General features: G+C 57.9%; 14 protein-coding genes and 1 pseudogene. 7 read left to right on the forward strand and 8 right to left on the reverse strand.

What is annotated here, in order from left to right; genetic code table 11:
• Nucleotides 1-296 precede the first annotated feature (296 nt).
• The 3 genes from QUV11_RS05980 to mobF are packed head-to-tail and all read left to right on the forward strand — an operon-like array spanning nt 297 to nt 5,247.
• Nucleotides 297-632: a hypothetical protein gene (locus QUV11_RS05980; RefSeq protein WP_300881059.1), complete on the forward strand. Its 336-nt coding sequence runs from the start codon at nt 297-299 to the stop codon at nt 630-632.
• Nucleotides 629-2,440: a type IV secretion system DNA-binding domain-containing protein gene (locus QUV11_RS05985; protein WP_300881060.1), complete on the forward strand. Its 1,812-nt coding sequence runs from the start codon at nt 629-631 to the stop codon at nt 2,438-2,440. The genes QUV11_RS05980 and QUV11_RS05985 overlap by 4 nt, the downstream gene beginning before the upstream one ends.
• Nucleotides 2,440-5,247, forward strand: a complete 2,808-nt coding sequence (mobF, locus tag QUV11_RS05990; RefSeq protein ID WP_300881061.1) for a MobF family relaxase — start codon at nt 2,440-2,442, stop codon at nt 5,245-5,247. The genes QUV11_RS05985 and mobF overlap by 1 nt, the downstream gene beginning before the upstream one ends.
• A 131-nt stretch (nt 5,248-5,378) precedes the next feature.
• Here the strand turns inward: mobF and drt3b are convergent, their stop codons facing one another.
• The 3 genes from drt3b to QUV11_RS06005 form a co-directional block, all read right to left on the reverse strand.
• On the reverse strand, nt 5,379-7,409 hold the full coding sequence (gene drt3b / locus QUV11_RS05995; protein WP_300881063.1) for an antiviral reverse transcriptase Drt3b: 2,031 nt from the start codon (nt 7,407-7,409) through the stop codon (nt 5,379-5,381).
• A 40-nt stretch (nt 7,410-7,449) separates the two neighbouring features.
• Entirely contained in the window at nt 7,450-8,787 is a 1,338-nt protein-coding gene (gene drt3a / locus QUV11_RS06000) for an antiviral reverse transcriptase Drt3a (RefSeq protein ID WP_300881064.1), read from the reverse strand.
• Between the two features lie 284 nt (nt 8,788-9,071).
• Nucleotides 9,072-10,883, reverse strand: a complete 1,812-nt coding sequence (locus QUV11_RS06005; RefSeq protein ID WP_367279843.1) for a recombinase family protein — start codon at nt 10,881-10,883, stop codon at nt 9,072-9,074.
• Here QUV11_RS06005 and QUV11_RS06010 point away from each other — a divergent pair.
• A pseudogene (locus QUV11_RS06010) lies at nt 10,816-11,697 on the forward strand (YifB family Mg chelatase-like AAA ATPase); the annotation flags it as partial. The gene QUV11_RS06005 and the pseudogene QUV11_RS06010 overlap by 68 nt on opposite strands.
• A 39-nt stretch (nt 11,698-11,736) precedes the next feature.
• Here the strand turns inward: QUV11_RS06010 and QUV11_RS06015 are convergent.
• Nucleotides 11,737-12,519 (reverse strand): 3-hydroxybutyrate dehydrogenase, encoded by a 783-nt coding sequence (locus tag QUV11_RS06015; protein ID WP_300881065.1) that lies wholly within the window; start codon nt 12,517-12,519, stop codon nt 11,737-11,739.
• Nucleotides 12,520-12,670: 151 nt separating this feature from the next.
• Between QUV11_RS06015 and QUV11_RS06020 the strand changes: the two genes are divergently transcribed.
• Genes QUV11_RS06020 through QUV11_RS06030 form a run of 3 tightly spaced genes read left to right on the forward strand, consistent with a single transcriptional unit; the run spans nt 12,671 to nt 15,311 of the window.
• Entirely contained in the window at nt 12,671-13,759 is a 1,089-nt protein-coding gene (locus QUV11_RS06020) for a patatin-like phospholipase family protein (protein ID WP_300881066.1), read from the forward strand.
• Nucleotides 13,760-13,806: 47 nt separating this feature from the next.
• Complete coding sequence (locus tag QUV11_RS06025; RefSeq protein WP_300881067.1) at nt 13,807-14,562, forward strand: acetoacetate decarboxylase; 756 nt, start codon at nt 13,807-13,809, stop codon at nt 14,560-14,562.
• 11 nt (nt 14,563-14,573) lie between these two features.
• Nucleotides 14,574-15,311 (forward strand): acetoacetate decarboxylase, encoded by a 738-nt coding sequence (locus QUV11_RS06030; protein WP_300881068.1) that lies wholly within the window; start codon nt 14,574-14,576, stop codon nt 15,309-15,311.
• Between the two features lie 62 nt (nt 15,312-15,373).
• Here QUV11_RS06030 and arsC read toward each other — a convergent pair whose 3' ends face one another.
• The 4 genes from arsC to QUV11_RS06050 all read right to left on the reverse strand — a co-directional run bounded on the left by arsC (nt 15,374) and on the right by QUV11_RS06050 (nt 18,550).
• Entirely contained in the window at nt 15,374-15,721 is a 348-nt protein-coding gene (gene arsC, locus QUV11_RS06035) for an arsenate reductase (glutaredoxin) (RefSeq protein ID WP_300881069.1), read from the reverse strand.
• 17 nt (nt 15,722-15,738) lie between these two features.
• The gene (gene ssb / locus QUV11_RS06040; RefSeq protein WP_300881070.1) at nt 15,739-16,290 is read right to left on the reverse strand and encodes a single-stranded DNA-binding protein; all 552 of its coding nucleotides are present in this window, start codon (nt 16,288-16,290) and stop codon (nt 15,739-15,741) included.
• Between the two features lie 71 nt (nt 16,291-16,361).
• Entirely contained in the window at nt 16,362-18,218 is a 1,857-nt protein-coding gene (locus QUV11_RS06045; RefSeq protein WP_300881071.1) for a ferrous iron transporter B, read from the reverse strand.
• Nucleotides 18,215-18,550: a ferrous iron transport protein A gene (locus QUV11_RS06050; RefSeq protein WP_367279844.1), complete on the reverse strand. Its 336-nt coding sequence runs from the start codon at nt 18,548-18,550 to the stop codon at nt 18,215-18,217. The genes QUV11_RS06045 and QUV11_RS06050 overlap by 4 nt, the downstream gene beginning before the upstream one ends.
• Between the last annotated feature and the right edge of the window lie 31 nt (nt 18,551-18,581).

Genomic DNA, 18,581 nt, shown 5'->3' on the forward strand with positions numbered 1-18,581 from the left:
GAGATGAGACAACCGAAGACGGGTCGGGTGCTGAACGAACTGGGCGCTATTTTGCTGCCCGCGCACCTTGGGCAAACAACGATTACGCCCCTCCGATCACCGATGATGAACCGACCCTCTTCGATGCTCGTCTCATGCCTGATTGGTATTATCGACGCTAAGCAGGGATGCTTCGCATCCCAATTTCAAGCCCCACACCTTTGCACGCGTGCAGCCCCAATTTCCGACGTTGTGATCGTATTGGCCTGTATTGAGTGATCCAAAACCCCTAATTTACAGGTATTGACGAAATACACATGGCCGCCACCACCGTCATTCAGACCCGCATCGTTCCGAAGCTTGCTATGCTGCTAGACAGCCGCGCCGCCGAAGCAGGGATCACACGCGCCGAGATGGTCCGCATAATGTTAGAAGCGGCGCTTGATTCCCCGCAGCCGGTTCGCGCCACAGTGACCGATCCGCTGCTAGGCGAGATCGCTGTAGAGCTGGGTGCGCTCATAGCCCGGGTAGATGCGTGCGAAACCAGCGCACACAACGCCCATGCCACCGCTCGCCTTGCTGCGCTCATGCTCCTACCCGCCGAGCGCCAGCAAGCGTTCATTGACAAGCTCAAGCAGGCCATTCGCTCATGAGCCGTGCGACTGAACAGGCGGGGCGTGGCCATGCCATCGAGAAATGGCGCTTGCGTTCGACGCTCATTCTGTTGCGCACAGGCGTAGCCTTCAGCCTGCTGGGCATGGTGAGCGGTGTAACGTTGGTCGGCCTCGCATCAAACGATACAGACCGCCAGCACGCAATCTCATTCACGAAAGCTAAAGCCTCACAGCATCTGGATGCTGCCATACAGATTGATCCCCGTCGTTCCGTTGCAGCGCCCACAGTTCTAAATAGAGACGCGCCGGAGCGTATCGCTGCGGTCCGACTCTTCTCGCGAATGGCCATAGCTGGCGGCCTCCTCGGACTTCTGCTCGGCATTGGTGGGGTTACGCTTTTGCGGGGCCACTGGATTAAGGCGGCCCAACACGCAGCTCTCGATCAAGTGCTGCGCGGCAACCGGGTCGCGACCGCCGATGAGCTCACGAGGCTTGTCATGAAGAACAAGCCGTCAGAACCTTTGCGCATCGGAGGGGTGCCAATCCCGCCGCAAGACGAGGCTCGGCATTTCTTGGACATTGGTAAATCGGGCACCGGCAAAACCAGCGTCTTGCAAGATCATCTCAGCCAGATCGTAGCCCGCGGAGAAAATGCACTAATCTTCGATCCGGATGGCAGCTACGTTGAACGCTTCTTCCAACCCGAACGCGGCGATATAATTCTGAATCCTTGGGACGGACGCAGCCATCGCTGGAACATGCTCGCCGACATCGCCAGCTTGGACGATGCCCACCGCATCGCCGCCATCTTGCTCCCCAAGCCCTCGAAAGTTGGCGAAAGCAATTTCTGGTTCGATCAAGCCCGAGCCCTGCTGGCCCATATCCTAGATCATACGGCCCACACTGAGTCCGCAAGTTTGGATGCGCTCTCCTCTATCCTTAACACCACCACCGCTGAAGATTTGCGCACGATCGTGACTAACACGGCGGCAGCCCGCATTTTCGAGTCGGGGGGTGAACGAGCCACCGCTAGCGTTCTGTTTATGATGACAATGGCCGCCCGCACCGTCGCAACGCTAGCCACCATCCCGGAGAACGCACCTACCTTCAGCTTCGACTGCTTTTACGCTGGCCTCGCCGAACATGAAGGCCCGAAGCCAATGATTTTCTTGGCGGTACCGCGTCGATATCGCGACGCTGGCGGACCTATAATTGCGGCGTGGATAGATGCGGCAGCGTCGGCCATCCTTCAGCGCAACCCCGGAGACGCGCCAAAGGCTTGGTTGTTTCTGGACGAGTTAGCTTCACTCCCTCCGGTCCAATCCTTGCTCACTCTGCTACCAGAAGGCCGCAAGCACCGAGCCTGCGTCGTCATCGCCTTTCAGTCTATCGCGCAGCTGAGACAGACGTATGGCAATGACGGCGCGGAAATCATTTCCGGCCAAACCGCCACCCAGTTCATTATGGCACCGGGCGATGCGGCAACTGCTAAGTGGGCTGTCGATCTATTCGGCTCGGCTGAGGTTGAGACCCAACGCGCCAGCGAATCCCTGGGTGACGACCCCAAAGCGCACGGGTCACTTGCCATCCACCGCGAGCGCAAAGCCATTGTTATGGACAGCGAAGTCACCAACCTCGCCACCGGCGAAGGCTTCCTGCGTCTGTCAGGCTACCCAATCGCTCAAGTGCTGATCGCGCCGCCTAAAGCCCTGGACATTATTGCGCCAGCCTTTGTTCCTGCGCGCCTAACTCCCCGCACCTGTTCAACTTCGTCCTGCAGCGCACCACCCGTGGACGCAGTTCGGATAGAGGACCGCGATGACTGGTTGTCGATGGGAGGGCTATGATGGTAGCTAAGCCCATCAAACTCACCGACCCCGCTGCGGCTTATAATTATTATCAGGCCGACGATTATTGGAGCCGCGAAGCTGCAGGCCAGTGGAAGGGTCGCGCTGCGCGGGCCCTCGGTTTAGAAGGGGAAGTCGACCCCGACCAATTCATGAGCCTGCTCAAGGGGCAGTTGCCAAATGGCACCCAGATCGGCACTAGCCGCAAAGGCGTGCGCGAGCATACCCCGGGTTTCGACCTCACCATGAGTGCACCCAAGTCAGTATCGGTAATAGGGCTAGTCGCGGGTGACCGCCGAGTCATCGACGCACATGCTCGCGCGGTCGATGTTGCTCTAGGATATGCCGAACGTCATATCGGCGTTACCCGTATTCGCAATGGGGAGACGGTCGAGCGGATCGCTACGGAGAAGCTGGCCATCGCGCAATTTTTGCACGTAACCGCCCGCGAAACCGAAAACGGCACGCCTGCGCCGCAGATCCATTCGCACAACGTCATCCTAAACATGACTCAGGACTGTGACAGCAACTGGCGCAGCCTTGATGCACGTGACCTCTATCGCCTCCAGAAGCACATTGGCGCGGTCTACCATATGGAACTTGCAGCCGAATTGCGGCAGCTTGGCTACAGCGTAATCGTCGCGCCCGATACCACCTTTGAGATTGATGGCGTGCCCGAGCATGTGTTACGCGCCTTCTCGCCCCGGTCCCGTCAGATCGAGGCCGCCTTGGCCGCACGAGGGCAGACCCGCGCCAATGCATCAGCAGCCGAGAAGAGCGTCATTGCGCTGAAAACCCGCGCACCCAAGCGAACTGTCAATTATGCCACGCTCGCCGCCACTTGGCGCACCCAAGCCGATGAACTAGGACTCGACGAAGACGCCCGCCGTGCCCTCGTCGATGCAGCCGAAGCCCAAGCGGTCGGCAGACCCAATCTGGGCACAATCCGACGCATGGCCGAAGCAGACAAGGCCGTTTCTTTCGCCATGGCCAAGCTCTCCGAGCGCCAGGCAGTGTTCACTGCAGCCGATCTTGAACGTGAAGCAGGGCAAAAAGCTAGCGGCGCTGCAACTCATGGTGATGTGGTCGCCGCCATCGCTCGAGCCGAGCGAAAACAGGCCCTTATGGTTCGTGCCGCCCCTCGCATGGCAAAGGGCATTGTAGGCTATACAACCCGCGAGGCCGTCATCACGGAACAGGCAATGCTCGCGATGGAGACGGAAGGACGCGAAACTGGCAAGCCGATAGTTGGACTGGTTAGGGCTGAGGCCGCTATCGCATCGGCTGAGCGCCGTTCAGCCCACGCTTGGACCGAGGGACAAAAGGTGGCAACTCGGCAGTTGCTCCTGTCCTCGTCCGCCGTCACTGGCCTGCAGGGCCATGCCGGAACTGCCAAGACGACAACCGTTTTAAAGACGGTCGCCGAAGCAGCACGCACCCAAAAGAAAACGGTGCGCGCTCTTGCCCCCACCGCAACGGCTGCCGATGTATTAGGTCGCGCGATCAAGGCGGAACCTACAACGGTCGCGAGGATGCTATCCCATTCAAGTGAATTGTCCGAACCAGGTACCGAGGTCTGGATCGTGGACGAAGCTTCTATGCTGTCAGCGCGCGATGCCCGGCGCCTAATTGCCCGCGCCCGCGATGCTAAGGCTAAACTAATTCTGGTTGGCGATGTCGAACAGCTCGGCTCGGTGGAGGCAGGGCGCGCATTTGGGCAGCTTCGAGAAGCGGGCATGGAAACGGCCGTGATGGACGAGATCGTGCGCCAATCAAATCACCACACCCGGAAGGCAGTCGAGGCCATGCTGGCAGGCGATGCCTCGGCGGCTTTCGATGCGCTCGACGCTGGCGGTGGGTCGATAGTCGAGCATGAAGAAGACGATGTGCGCCATGCGCTGATGGCGAGGGATTTTGTCAAGCTGTCGCCTGAGGAGCGCGCGGCCACTATAGTCTTGGACACAACCCGCGAGGGCAGGCAGCGACTCACGGCATCAATAAGATTTGCCCTAGTTAGAGACGGCACACTCGGAGAGCAGGCCATGATCGCGAAGGTGCTAGAGCCTGTTGGTTTCACCCGCGCCGAAGCGCGCAACGCTGCAAGCTATCAGCCAGGGCAGATCGTGACGTTCCGTAAAGGGGCCGGTAAAGGGCAGCCGCGCCCCGGCATCGGATATAAGGTGGACGCTGTTGATGCCGACGCCGGAACCGTGCGGCTGATTGGCGAGAAGGACACGCCGATCATCTGGTCACCGGCGATGTCAGGCGGCGATAGGGCTGAAGCTTTCGTTGAAGTTGAACAGGAATTCCGTGCTGGTGACCGCATACAGTTCACCCGCAACAACTATACTGCCAATCGACTCAACGGCCACACTGCTACGGTGGTAGAACTTGATCCCATCGGCGGCTCGATGGTTGTAGAGCGGCAGCGCGATGGAAAGCTCCAGCGGCTCGACCTGCATCATTTGGCCGATCGCTATGTCCGTCATGGTTGGGTGCAGACCATCCACGCCGCCCAAGGGGCAACCTCTGACCGGGTTATGGCGCATATGGAGTCTTTCCGGACCAACACTGTGGACACTCGAGCCGCCTACGTCGCCATTAGCCGGGCGAGGTCCTATGCAGTGCTCTACACCGATAGCAGGGCCAAACTCGCGCAAGCTCTCGGCTCGCGAGACGTTGCGCAAGTGGGAGCGATCGATGAATTGGATACTACGAAAGGCCAGTTAAAAGACGCTGCTCGAAAAAGCGCCGAAATTTCTTACACAACGAACAAGCCAACGTTTAACGAGGCATATTCAGTTTGATACGCCTGTGTAGATTAATTTGACGGCCCGCTCCTGCCGTCATTTAACCCGACCGCCGGTTGATACGGAAATCGAGATGGCGCTTGTGTGTGGGCTGCCAACAGCCATTTGGTTTGAGCGGAGCGCCAATTTCAATATACGTCACGACTACGCTTCGCGTCCAGTTCCTTTGTGAGATCAAATTTGTCGCCCCAGGCCGTGAACCAATGACTGTTGACCGCCTGAAGCTCTGCCAACTGAGCGGCATCCAAACCGAAGATGGCACCCGCAGAATTTTGAGTAGCGACCGACACGTAAGGACAAACAACTAGGTCCAGAAATAGCATCAAAGCCTCAGCATCATTTGGACAATGCGTCTTGACAAAATCGAGCTTCGCAAGAGCCTGAGCTTCAATAAAGGCGCGAAGTTTTGCATACCTCACTTTATTCTTTACGTATGACAAGAGAACGGTGATTGAAAAGTGATTTAAAAATTTCTCGCGCAGATAAACTCCCGATTTCTCATCCCATTTTATAAGGAAGTGGCTAGCTACAGCCTCTTCCGGAAGCCAATATTCGCGACCAATTCCAGATAGCACTATCAGCAGATACAAGCTCTCAATCTCTCTGTGAGAACTCATTTTATTCTTAGCCAGCATCTCGCGAATATTATCATGCACGAATTTGAAAAGCAGATGCTTGAGCTCATGAGGAAACTGACGACTGGTTAAAAAACCGACTGCTGTCGCCACCATTCGACACATTCTAATAGTATGATTCACTTTCGGACTTGCTGAATAAGCAAAGAACGAAAACTCGAGAAGAGCTATAATAGCATTTACCATTCGGCGGCGATCAATGTGATCCCCATCACTAGCCAAATAAGCCCCGATAATTATGTCAACTTTGTTTTCAATAATTGCGAACGTGTAATTCAATAGATCAGAGTATTCTACTTTCGACTCTTTTATTACTGTCTTGTAACCAACAATTAATCGATTGGCGTTTAAATTACAGCTAAATCTCTTAACAATCTCGCCCCCAGTATCACTATTATCGGTCTCTTCCACAGACGGGTCAATAACTGAATTCATCAAGGTCGAAATATGCTCTTTCGCAATTGTAATTTCAGTTATTATGGGCTTAGGATATACTTTTAACTTTGCGGGATTTATCGCTAATTTTTTCGATTTCAAAATTTCTTGAAGCTCCTCAATGACGTGAAGCTCCGTCGATTTATCATTATAGAAAACAAAAAAATCATCGACGTATCGGAAAATCTCATAATGGCTTTTGTGCTTTAAATTTGCCCGATCGAAAAGAGCGCGCTCCAGTTCAACGTCAACAGACTGAAGAATGATTTCGGCAAATATTCTAGAGAATTCCGGGCCTATTACAATTCCATTAGTCTCATTCTGATTTAGCTGCTGCATCACAGCATCAAAACGACCGCCAAACGTAGATTTTGATCCATCGAGATTAAACTTCGTCTGATTTTTTCCCATTACAGCCCAAGGCATTGAATGGGTGTAAATGCTATCAAAGCATTTACTTATATCTATCTGCATCATTGCGTCATATTTTTTTTCGCAACGATGATATTTATAGGATTCAAAAAACTTGTGTATATTACGATATTTTTGATATACAAAATAGGAACCGATCTGCTCGTATTCCCGGCCATATTCTTCTACCCCGCCTGAGATACTTTCAAGATCTTGGTCGTGAAGCTTGTCCTTAAAGAATGCATATCGCGATACTGAAACTGGTCGACGAATAGAAAAGGAGCTTAGCGATGTATAATATGTGATCATCGCACTGTGGCGAGCATAAAATTCGGCAATACGAACCTGATTACGCGGATGAACAACACTAAGAGTCCGCCCCTCAATTTTATGCGCAACCCGAAAATTAAATGGTATTGTTTCCATTCTGCAGGATTTTAACGGCACACTGCGGCGAGTTATTGGCTTAACAGCCCCCCACTCTTTCTGTGTAGTTGTTTCCACGACAACATTTTTCTTTACGCCGAATATTAGCTTGATGGTTCTTTCCAGGCCAGGCCCGCGATCTATCCATCGAACCCGGCCGTCCTCGATCTCAACCTTATGATCCCGTAAAAATGCAAAAAATCCGCGATTTGTGAAAGTTGGTGGAACTTCGAACGGCAGCATATCGGTCATCACTGCACGCTGCCTACGGTGCGTTAGAGCTACACTTCGTTTAGACATGCCGCCAAGCCTTTACAATTACCTTAAGCTCATCTGCGCTAAAATTATGAAATCGTCGCTGCTCGAATCCAGATTTAAACCGATACCGGTTCAATGAATTCCTCAGTTTCGGCCGCTTTATCTTTAAGATCTGCTTTTTTAGCAGTGTATCTAGAGGATCGTATTTTTTTAGATTTGTGATAATTGGACTATTATAGTATATGCCAGTTGTCGCGCTCGACTTACTATTCTTCAATCGCGCGTTTCCTGTCAGAAATTTCAACCTAGCTACGATCTCGCGGTAGGCCTGACGTTGTCTCGTGGGAACGTCCCGCCAATACTCGGCGAATGCGGCATCAACCCTACTCCTCAGTCTCTCAATCTTTGCATCACTGGGCTCAATTTCTAGTGTTCTCAATGTTGCTGTATAACTGTAACCAAGATAATCAAACTTCTTTGGAGGACCCTTGTCTCCCAAATTAAAATCTTGCGTCTTTTTTACGTTGTTGGTCAAACTATGCTTATTAAGTATCTCTAGCACCAAGTCCTTGTAACTTCCGCTAGCTGCACCGACCGGAGGCCTTGCAAAAACTGCAAAAATGTCATCCACATAGCGGCAGTAGAGGACAGCTCCAGGTAACTCTCTGATAGCTCGGTCAACGGGTCGGAGAAATAGCTCGGCCAAATAGGCGCTAATACCCACACCGCGGGGAATTCCTTTTGGGCTACCGCTGATTTTCCCGTAGGAGGTAAATATCTGACGGATGAATCGCTTGGACGATGAACTCAGCAATTGATCGCTATCGAGTGCTCTATATAGCTTATCTCGATCAATGCTCTCGTAGAATTCAGAAACGTCTGTCCGGACAAATTCGAATGGAAATCCCGTTCCAATCGTATCACGAACGCGACACGCAAGTTCATGCCGATTTGACTGCTTAACTTTATAAATACGATAGATATTCCACTGCAGCTGCTTCACCACAAAGAACGTTTCAGCTGTGCTATCGATGCAGTAGACGGGCTTTCCATTCGGCCCGGTCTTTTGAGAGAGCGTCAATCTAAATTCAGGCTTGGCGACCTCAGCGCTGAGCTTTTCCATCTCGACATCGACGGCATTCGACTTCGTGGCTTTCAATTCGGCAAGCTCGGCCTTTATTTTCGACTCTGCCGTCTCAAATACCGAAGCAACCAAGGATGCTTTGCCCTTCCTCAATTTTCTGAGTTCGGCAACCTTATCTCGAACAGCACCAGTCATTGGGCAAAGATGCGGAAAGTATCTGCCGACGACATCCAGCCCCTTGCGATTTTCCCTGTCGAATATTCGCCGGAAATTTTCGGCCGTGAACATCTGATCTAGCAACTAGCCGTCCCCCATAATATCACGGCTTTTAACCGCCGTTCGGCCCTTAGTCTCCACGCATACGCTGCCATGCTCGAATAAGGGACGCCAGCTAAATACACATTTCCCGTCAGATTGAAGTCAGTTTCCCCGGGAGCCACCCGGAAGCTAGCTGAATGTCAAAAAGTGAGATGGCGCCCCTCACAGCCAGCCGCACTTGCAGCGATCGGCGCGAGCCCTCTGGCTCCAGGCTTTAGCCCTGGATTTCTGTAAGCACCGCTAGCCGTTTCTGATCACGTGTCTTCCCGCCTTGCTGACCTGCGAGCAGCCAGCCCCTTTTGGAGGACGCCCTTTATGGTCCGTAGCTGACGCGGGCTTAGGCCTTCGCGTGACAATCGCCGTCCGCTCACGTAAAAATCTAGCGCAATACTCGTCGTTTTCGCGTCGATCACGACCGTCCGAACACCTGATTTAAAACGAATGCCGACCCTTCGGGCTTTGTGATGGAAACTCATTTTTTCAACTAATTCGGAGATAGCCACGCGAACTATAGACCGCGCCGGAAATCTAACATTCTCATCAGAGGAGTGGATTTCGTTTCTCAATACTTCAATTCGTTTTGCGTGCTCATCTGGCGAAACAGCGCCGCGCGCTTGAACGAGCGATGCGTTCAAATGGGCAATGAGCCCCTCTTGCGCATCGAACAATTCGATCATTTTCTTGTATTTTTCCAGCGTTTCTTCACGTCGCATGCTAATATGCGTCTCAAGCGCGCTATCTGCGCGAGCACGTAGTCGTTCGAGTTCTAATTTTGCTATGGCGCAATCATGTGCAATATTGGCAGCTTGACGCGGTGCGGCAAAATGAGCGTCACCAACAGCATCTGAAAGAATCGCATTGAGCACGCCTTGTTCGACTGACGAGTAATTGAACCGAACGTTATTCTTACATTTGCCTCCGTGGTCTTGAATAATGCCGCGCTGCATCGCATCGCAGACAAGATAGTCCTCGTAAACGACACGACTATCTGCCCGCTTCTTCTGCCCTTTTGATCTTAAGGTCATCTTAGCACCGCACCCAGCACAGTATGCCAGGCCAGAAAAGAGATTAGCCAGGCGCCGACCCTGCCCCATATTTAGCCGAGCCTTATCTTGCATACTAACCCTCGCACGGGCGTAGAGGTCGGCGCTGATAATCGCGGGGTAATAGTTTTTAATAGGGTCGCCAACTAGTGAACGTTTGCCACTACCCGACTTCTTGCCTAGTTGAAATTCACCTAGCACGGCTACGTTGTTCAATATCTTTTGAATGTAAGAAGCATGCCAAGCCTGTGATTTTCCAAACGTTGGCACCTCCTCTTCGTTCAAACGGCGTGCAATATGATGCTTCCCAAACCCTTGCGCTGTCTCTTCGAAGATACGGACAACGACCTGCGCACGGTCTGCAATAATTTTGAAACCCTTTCGTCCCTCACCCACGAGCAACCAAGCCGGCGCTCTGGACGTGAGGATGACATTCTCGCCAGCAAGAATCCGCGCACGCTTGTCGTCCCATGACGCTGTAATGCGCTCACTCTTTTTCAACGACTCGCGGTGAGCAAGATCGGCCTTGACCACCAGCTCGATTATGGTCGCCATGTCGAGATTATCTTGCCGATATTGTCGGTCCCCCTCGACGGTTGCTACGATCACCCCGAGGCTTGTGATTTGCTCCAACCAAGTGAAGACCTTTTTCGGCTCTTCTCGGGATAGGCGGTCCAGGTTCTCGACCAGCAACACGACCCCGTCTTTGAATTCCCCATCCTCTATTCGGGCCTGAATATGCGACATTTTGCCTGCCCGCCGGTGTCCTCCAGTGAATGCCGAAACCCCCTCCTCTATGATCTCCTCGACAATTTTCCACCCACGCACGCTTGCATGCTCGCGGCACCTTTCGAGCTGGCGGACCTTGGATGAACCGGCTGACTGTTCTGCACTGGACCAGCGCACATATAGTATGGTATTCATTTGTAACGATTTATCATAAGGAGTAGCTTGACACAACAGGGTGATGGTCGGGCCGCCGGGCGCGGGCAAGTCGCTGATGGCCTCGTGCCTTCCTGGCATTCTGCCACCGCTGACCCCGGAAGAGGCACTCGAAGTCTCGATGGTCGCATCGGTCGCAGGCACGCTCACCGACGGCCGGATCAGCCGCGCGCGCCCGTTCCGCGCGCCCCATCACAGCGCCTCGATGGCGGCACTGGTCGGCGGTGGGCTCAAGGTGCGCCCGGGTGAGGTCAGCATGGCGCATCTGGGCGTGCTGTTCCTCGACGAACTGCCCGAGTTTCAACGCACCGTGCTCGATTCGCTGCGCCAGCCGCTCCAGACCGGCGAGGTCAGCGTCGCGCGCGCCAATGCGCACGTCACCTTTCCGGCGCGGGTGCAGATGATCGCAGCGATGAACCCGTGCCGTTGCGGGCACCTGGGTGATCCGGCGCTCGGCTGCTCGCGCGCGCCGCGCTGCGCTGCCGACTATCAGGCCAAGGTGTCGGGCCCGCTGCTCGACCGCATCGACCTGCATGTCGAGGTCGAGGCGGTGACCGCTGCCGACCTGACCCTGCCCCCGCCCGCCGAGGGCTCGGCCGAAGTCGCCGCCCGCGTCGCCGCCGCCCGCGCGCTGCAGACCGCGCGCTACGCCGATATCAAGGCGCGCACCAATGCCGAGATCGACGGCGAGGCGCTGGAGCGGTTCGCGACCCCGGATGAGCCAGCGCGGCAGCTATTGGCCCGCGCCGCCGAAGCGATGCGGCTCTCGGCGCGGGGGTATACGCGGGTGTTGAGAGTAGCGCGCACAATCGCGGATTTAAGCGGCGCGGAAACTGTGGGCCGGGTGCAGGTGGCGGAGGCTTTGAGTTATCGGCGAAGGGCGCCGGTGGGGTGAGGCAGCGGAGCCCCCCGACCCCGCTGCCGTCGTCGCATGTTACTGCGCAGTCCAGCCGCCATCGACGGGAATCGCGGTGCCGGTGATTTGCGCTGCCGCTTCGCTCGAGAGGAACGCGGCGAGTTCGCCCATCTGTTCGGGGGTGGCGAACTGCTTGCTCGGCTGCTTTTCGATCAGCAGCTTTTCGGTCGCGGCTTCCACGCTGATGCCCTGGTCGGCCGCCATCGCCTCGATCTGCTTCTGCACCAGCGGGGTGTGAACCCAGCCGGGGCAGATGGTGTTGCTGGTGATCCCGGTGCCGGCGTTCTCAAGCGCGACGACCTTGCTGAGGCCGACGACGCCATGCTTGGCCGCGACATAGGCCGCCTTGTGCTTGCTGGCGATCAGGCCGTGCACCGATCCGATGTTGATGATGCGGCCGAAGCCCTTGGCCTTCATGTGCGGGAGGGCCGCCTGGATGGCGAAGAAGATGCCCGACAGGTTGATCGCAATCACCGCATTCCATTTGTCCGCGGGAAAGTCCTCGACCGCGTCGGTGTGCTGGATGCCGGCGTTGTTGACGAGGATGTCGACCGAGCCCAGCTTTTCGACGCACAATTCGACCATCGCCTTGACATCATCGGGCTTGGACATGTCGGCGTTGCTGTAGACGACCTCGACGCCATATTTGGCGGCGAGGCCGGCGCGCTCCTTTTCTATTTCATCGGCATCGCCGAAGCCGGTGATGACCAGATTGGCACCCTTGGACGCCAGAACATTGGCGATGCCCAGACCAATTCCACTGGTCGAGCCGGTGACGACGGCATTCAGTCCCTTAAGCATGTGAGATCCCCTCGATACGGTTGCGCGGTGCGGCCCGGAAGCATTGTTCGCAAGTGCAGCGAATCGCTCTTGCCGACTCGTCTAACGTGAGTTACCCCTACGTTCCAACGGAAATATACGGGTTTCGCATCAGTTTCTGGGGGGAAATGCGATGGCGACGGCTGACCCGTTGACTGCGGCAGATGCTGCGGGTGCGAAATCCAAAAGTGACAAATATGTTGCGGCCGCGAACAGCAAGCCGGTCAACCTGGCGCTACAGGGCGGCGGTGCGCACGGGGCGTTTGCCTGGGGGGTGCTCGACCGATTGCTCGAGGATGGGCGGCTCAAGTTCGATGCGGTGAGCGCGACCAGCGCCGGCGCGATGAACGCCACTGTGCTGGGCTATGGCCTGACCATCGGCGGCGCCGACGGGGCGCGCGAAGAGCTCGAGAAATTCTGGAAGAAGATCAGCGACGAAGGCGCCAAGGGCCCGCTGCAGCCATCGTGGATCGACAAGGCGATGGGCAACCACAGCCTCGATTTCAGCCCGGCGTTCCTGATGATGGACATCCTCTCGCGGGTGATGTCGCCGTACGAGCTCAACCCGTTCAACCTCAATCCGCTGCGCGATGTCCTGCAAGGCGCGGTGGATTTCAACGTGCTGCGCGAGGGCTGCCCGATCAAACTGTTCCTCTCGGCCACCAACGTGCGCACCGGCAAGGTCCGCATGTTCGAGAACCACGAGATCGGCCCCGATCAGGTGCTCGCTTCGGGCTGCCTGCCGTTCATGTTCCAGACCATCGAGATCGATGGCGAGGCCTATTGGGACGGCGGCTATATGGGCAACCCGGCGATCTTTCCGCTGATCTACGGCAGCCAGACCAACGATGTCGTGATCGTCCATATCAATCCGCTCAACCGCGAGGAAATCCCCAAGACCGCCAAGGATATCCTCAACCGGATCAACGAGATCAGCTTCAATTCCAGCCTGATGCGCGAGATGCGCGCAATCGCGTTCGTCACGCATCTGATCGATGACGGCCAGCTCAACGACGACAAGCACCGCCGGATGCTGATCCACTCGATCCAGGACGAGGTCTTCATGGAAAGCCTTGGCGTCACCAGCAAATTGAACCCCGACTGGGGCTTCATGAAGAAGCTGCGCGATGTCGGCCGCGCCTGCGCCACCAAATGGCTCGACGAGCATTTCGACGATGTCGGGGTCAACTCGTCGACGGACATCAAATCCTTTTTCCTGTGAACTGCCGTTTTCTCTGAACCTCTGGTCAAAAAGGGGGCTGCCTGACCATGACACCTCAAGACATCCTCAAACTGCCGTCGATGCCCGCGGTCGCGCCCAGCTATCCGCTCGGGCCATACCGCTTCGTCAACCGCGAATTCATGATCGTGACCTACGAGACCGATCCGGTCGCACTGCGCGCCGCGGTGCCCGAGCCGCTCGAGCCCAACGCCGACAATCTGGTGCTCTACGAGTGGATCAAGATGCCCGACAGCTCGGGCTTTGGCGACTATACCGAAAGCGGCATCGTCATCCCCTGCACCTATCAGGGCGAACCGATCAACTATACCGCGCAGATGTATCTCGACGACGAACCGCCGATCAGCGCGGGCCGCGAGATCTGGGGTTTCCCCAAGAAATACGCGCTGCCCAAGTTGATCGTCGCCTCGGACACGCTGACCGGGACATTGTCCTATGCGGGGCAGACCGTCGCAATGGGGACGATGGCCTATAAGTGGCAGGAAAGCCCCGGCGGCTGCGAGGCGCAGGCCAAATCGATGACCAAGACATCGTGCAACCTCAAGATCATCCCCGACGTCGATGGCAGCCCCAAGATCTGCCAGCTGGTCGCATACAACCTCGAGGACATTACGGTGAAGGGCAGCTGGGTCAGCCCGGCGCGGTTGCAGCTGATTCCGCATGTCAACGCGCCGGTGGCGGACCTTCCGATCCTGCGCATCGTCGGCGGAAAGCACTTCGTCAGCGATCTCACGCTACCGCACGGGCGGGTGCTGTTCGATTACATCAAAGACGCCGCGGGCTGAGGGAGGGACATATGAACAAGCAGGATGTGCTGCAGCTCAGCTCGATGCCGCTGCAAAGCCCGACCTATCCGGTGGGCCCGTACAAATTCTTCGAACGCCAGTACATGATCGTCAACTATCGCACCGATCCGGCCAAGATCCGCGCGATGCTGCCCGAGCCGCTCGAGCCCGATGGCGATACCGTATCGATCCAGTGGCTCGATCTGCCCGATGGCGAGGGCTTCGGCGCCTATTCGGCGGTCGCGCAGGCGATCCCCTGCACGCTCAATGGCGAGAAGTGCAGTTTCCTTACCCAGATGTATGTCGACAACTGCCCGCCGCTGGCAGGTGGACGCGAGATCTGGGGCTATCCGATGAAGTACGGCATCGCCAAGCTCGACACGGTCGGCGACACGCTGACCGGGGTGCTGACCTATGCCGGGCAGACCGTCGCCAGCGGAACGATGGTCTACAAGCACGGCAGCCCGACCGATCCATCGGCGATCGAGGCGCTGCTCAAGCGCACCCAGGTGACGCTCAAGCTGATTCCCGACATCGACGGGTCGCCCGCGATCGCGCAACTGGTGGGCATCACCTTTGCCGATGTCGTGATCAAGGGTGCGTGGACCGGCCGTGCGCGCGTCGAACTGGTCGATTCGGTCAACTGCCCGCTCGCCGACCTTCCGGTGCTCGAACATACAGGCGGGCTGCATCTGGTGACCGACATGACGCTGCCGTATGGCCGCGTGCTGCACGATTATCTGGGCTGAATCGCCCCACGCGTCCGCTCCGAAACCCCGGCACGGTTACGGCCGCGCCGGGGTTTTCGTGTTCAGAGCAGTTCGGCCACCGTCTCGCTGGGACGGCAGAGCCTCACCGCTGTGGGCGTCACCACGATCGGGCGGTTGATCAAGATCGGATGCGCCATCATCGCATCGATGATCTGCGCGTCGGAGACGCCGGCGTCATCGAGCCCCAGGTCCTTGACCAGGGGCTCCTTGGCACGCAGCAGGCCGCGTGCGCCGCCGTCAGCGCGCGCGATCAGGCTTTCCAGAGTCTCGCGCGAGGGCGGGGTCTTGAGATATTCGATGACCTCAGGCTCATGCCCCGCCTCGCGGATTGCGGCGAGCACGTTGCGCGAGGTGCCGCATCTGGGGTTGTGATAGACGGTGAACGACATCGCCTGGTGCCCTCGGATCAGAACGGCACGTCGTCGTTGAGGTCGTCGTCGAAGCCGCCGCCGCCGCCGCCCCAGTTGCTGCCACCGCCTGAACCGCCGCCCGAACCGCTGTCGTTGAAGCCGCGCGCGCCACCCGAGCCACCGCCCGAAGAGCCGCCGCTGCTGCGTCCGCCACCGAAGTCACCGCCGCCGCCGCCGCCGCCGCCGCCGCCGCCGGGCTTGCCGTCAAGCATGGTCAGCACCGCGCCCGGGCCCTGCAGCACCACCTCGGTGGTGTAACGGTCGGCGCCCGACTGGTCCTGCCACTTGCGGGTGCGAAGCTGGCCTTCGACATAGATCTTGGAGCCCTTGCGCAGGAAGCGCTCGGCCACGCCGGCAAGGCCATCGCCGAAGATCGCGACATTGTGCCAGTCGGTGCGTTCCTGCTTTTCGCCCGAGTTGCGGTCCTTCCAGGTCTCGGTCGTGGCGATGCGCAGATTGGCGACCTTGCCGCCGTTCTGGAAGCTGCGGACTTCCGGGTCGGCGCCCAGATTGCCGATCAGAATGACCTTGTTGACGCTACCCGACATATGCTTTCCCCGGAAATGTGATGCTGTGATGGATGGACCGGGCAAGGTTTCGCGCCGATCGGTTGTGCCGTTTATAGCCCTAAAGCCGTCGCGGTCCAGAAGGTAATCCCAGCCGCGACCCAGGCCAGCCCAAACAGATAGGTCAGCATGAAAATCGGCCATTTCCAGCCGTTGGTCTCGCGCTTGGTCACCGCGATCGTCGAGATGCACTGCGGCGCGAACACGAACCAGGCGAGGAACGCCAGCGCCGTGGGCAGCGACCAGCGCCCCGCAAGGCGTTCGCCCAGCGCCAGCGCCTCGGTTTCCTCGTCGGGCGCATCGATCGCATAGGTCGTCGCCAGCGCCGAGACCGCAACCTCGCGCGCCGCCATCGCCGGGATCAGCGCCAGTGCGATGTCGCGGCTGAACCCGATCGGCGCCACGACCGGTTCGAGCACGCCTGCGATTCGTCCGGCAGCCGAATATTCGGACTGGCTCATGCTGCTGCCTTCGGGCACCTGCGGATAGGTGAGCAGCAGCCACAGGCCGATGGTCACCGCAAAGATGATCGTGCCCGCGCGGCGCAGGAACAGCCAGGCGCGCTGCCACAGCCCCATCGCCAGATCGGCAATGCGCGGCATCTGGTATTTGGGCATTTCCATCAGGAATCCGCTCGCGCCGCCCTTGGCGACGGTCGAGCGCAGCACCAAAGCGACCACCATCGCGCCGATGATGCCGAAGACATAGAGCCCGAACAGCACGAGCCCCTGCATGCCGATCCCCGGGCCCACCGCGGTGGATGGGATGAAGGCGGCGATGATCACGGTATAGACCGGCAGCCGCGCCGAGCAGGTCATCAGCGGTGCAATCAGGATCGTGGTCAGCCGGTCCTTTTCGTCAGAGATGCTGCGCGTCGCCATGATTCCGGGAATCGCGCAGGCGAAGCTCGACAGCAGCGGGATGAACGAACGCCCGGACAGGCCGACGCCCGCCATCATCCGGTCCATGATGAACGCCGCACGCGCCATGTAGCCGGTCGCCTCCATCAGCAGGATGAAGAAGAAAAGGATGATGATCTGCGGCAGGAAAACGACGACCGAGCCGACGCCGGCGATAACACCGTCAACGATCATCGATCGAAAAAAGCCCTCGGGGATCACCGCGCTGGCGAACTCGCTCAGCGCCGCAGCGCCCGCCTCCAGCCCATCGGCAAAGGGCGAGGCCCAGCTGAACACCGCCTGGAAGATGATGAACAGCAGGGCAAACAGGATGATCGGCCCGGCAAACGGATGCAGCAGCACACCATCGGCGCGGTCGGTCCAGCGGCGGCTGTCGGTCTGCGAGACAATGGCAGCGTGCGCGATGGTTTCCGCGCGTCTGCGCCGCGCGCGCATGTCGGGCTCGCCCAAGGGTGCGTGCGGTGCCTGTTTGGCGAGGATCACCGTATCCAGCGCAGCCGCAAGCTCGGTGAGGCCCTTGCGCCGCACCGCGACGGTGGGGATCACCGGGACGCCAAGATCCGCCGCCAGCCGCGCCGGATCGAGCGTCAGGCCATCGCGTTCGGCAAGGTCGACCATGTTGAGCGCGACCACGGTGGGCAGGCCCAGCGCGAGCAGTTCGAGCGCGAACACCAGATGCTGGTCGAGATTGGCCGAATCGAGCACGATGATCAGCGCCTCGGGCTGGCGTTCGCCCGCCTGGCAGCCCATCACCACGTCGCGGGTGACCGCCTCGTCGGGGCTGGTCGGGTCGAGACTGTAGCTGCCCGGCAGGTCGATCAGTTCGCCCGGCCGGCCATCGGCAAAGCTGAACCGACCCGATTTGCGCTCGACCGTAACGCCGGGATAATTCGCGATCTTCTGGCGTGCGCCGGTGAGCGCGTTGAACAGCGCGCTCTTGCCAGCGTTGGGGTTGCCGACCAGTGCGATCAGCGGCTGGTGAAGGGTCATTCGGCGGCTTCCGGTAGGTCAGCAGGCACGGCTTCGAGAGGGCGCAGCGTGATCGCGCGGGCGTGGACACGGCGGATCGCCACCGTCATCCGCCCGATGCTGAGCGCGATCGGATCACGCCCGAAAAAGATGCCGCGATGGCGGATGGTGACGCTCGCGCCTTCGTCGACGCCCAGTGCGCGCAGCCTTTTGCCTTCGTCTGAAGGCAGGACGCTCCAGTCGATCGCGGCAATTTCCGCGCGCTGGCCGGTTGGGAGCTGGTCAAGAAGCATGATGGTGTTGCGAACCGCTATCAATATCCGCTGCGCGACGCCAGCGATTTCTTGTGACACCATCTCCTGGCATGGGCTCGACGAGGCTTGG

Origin of the sequence: Blastomonas sp. (genome assembly GCF_030373265.1) — a bacterium.
In the GTDB taxonomy this organism is placed as follows: domain Bacteria; phylum Pseudomonadota; class Alphaproteobacteria; order Sphingomonadales; family Sphingomonadaceae; genus Blastomonas.

Coding starts and splice junctions, on each gene's coding strand:
- drt3b (WP_300881063.1), bottom strand. CDS start 7,409: ATGACCGATATGCTGCCGTTCGAAGTTCCACCAACTTTCACAAATCGC.
- QUV11_RS06015 (WP_300881065.1), bottom strand. CDS start 12,519: ATGCTTAAGGGACTGAATGCCGTCGTCACCGGCTCGACCAGTGGAATT.
- drt3a (WP_300881064.1), bottom strand. CDS start 8,787: ATGTTCACGGCCGAAAATTTCCGGCGAATATTCGACAGGGAAAATCGC.
- QUV11_RS05980 (WP_300881059.1), top strand. CDS start 297: ATGGCCGCCACCACCGTCATTCAGACCCGCATCGTTCCGAAGCTTGCT.
- arsC (WP_300881069.1), bottom strand. CDS start 15,721: ATGTCGTTCACCGTCTATCACAACCCCAGATGCGGCACCTCGCGCAAC.
- QUV11_RS06025 (WP_300881067.1), top strand. CDS start 13,807: ATGACACCTCAAGACATCCTCAAACTGCCGTCGATGCCCGCGGTCGCG.
- QUV11_RS06045 (WP_300881071.1), bottom strand. CDS start 18,218: ATGACCCTTCACCAGCCGCTGATCGCACTGGTCGGCAACCCCAACGCT.
- QUV11_RS06030 (WP_300881068.1), top strand. CDS start 14,574: ATGAACAAGCAGGATGTGCTGCAGCTCAGCTCGATGCCGCTGCAAAGC.
- QUV11_RS06005 (WP_367279843.1), bottom strand. CDS start 10,883: ATGCCAGGAAGGCACGAGGCCATCAGCGACTTGCCCGCGCCCGGCGGC.
- QUV11_RS05985 (WP_300881060.1), top strand. CDS start 629: ATGAGCCGTGCGACTGAACAGGCGGGGCGTGGCCATGCCATCGAGAAA.
- QUV11_RS06020 (WP_300881066.1), top strand. CDS start 12,671: ATGGCGACGGCTGACCCGTTGACTGCGGCAGATGCTGCGGGTGCGAAA.
- ssb (WP_300881070.1), bottom strand. CDS start 16,290: ATGTCGGGTAGCGTCAACAAGGTCATTCTGATCGGCAATCTGGGCGCC.
- mobF (WP_300881061.1), top strand. CDS start 2,440: ATGGTAGCTAAGCCCATCAAACTCACCGACCCCGCTGCGGCTTATAAT.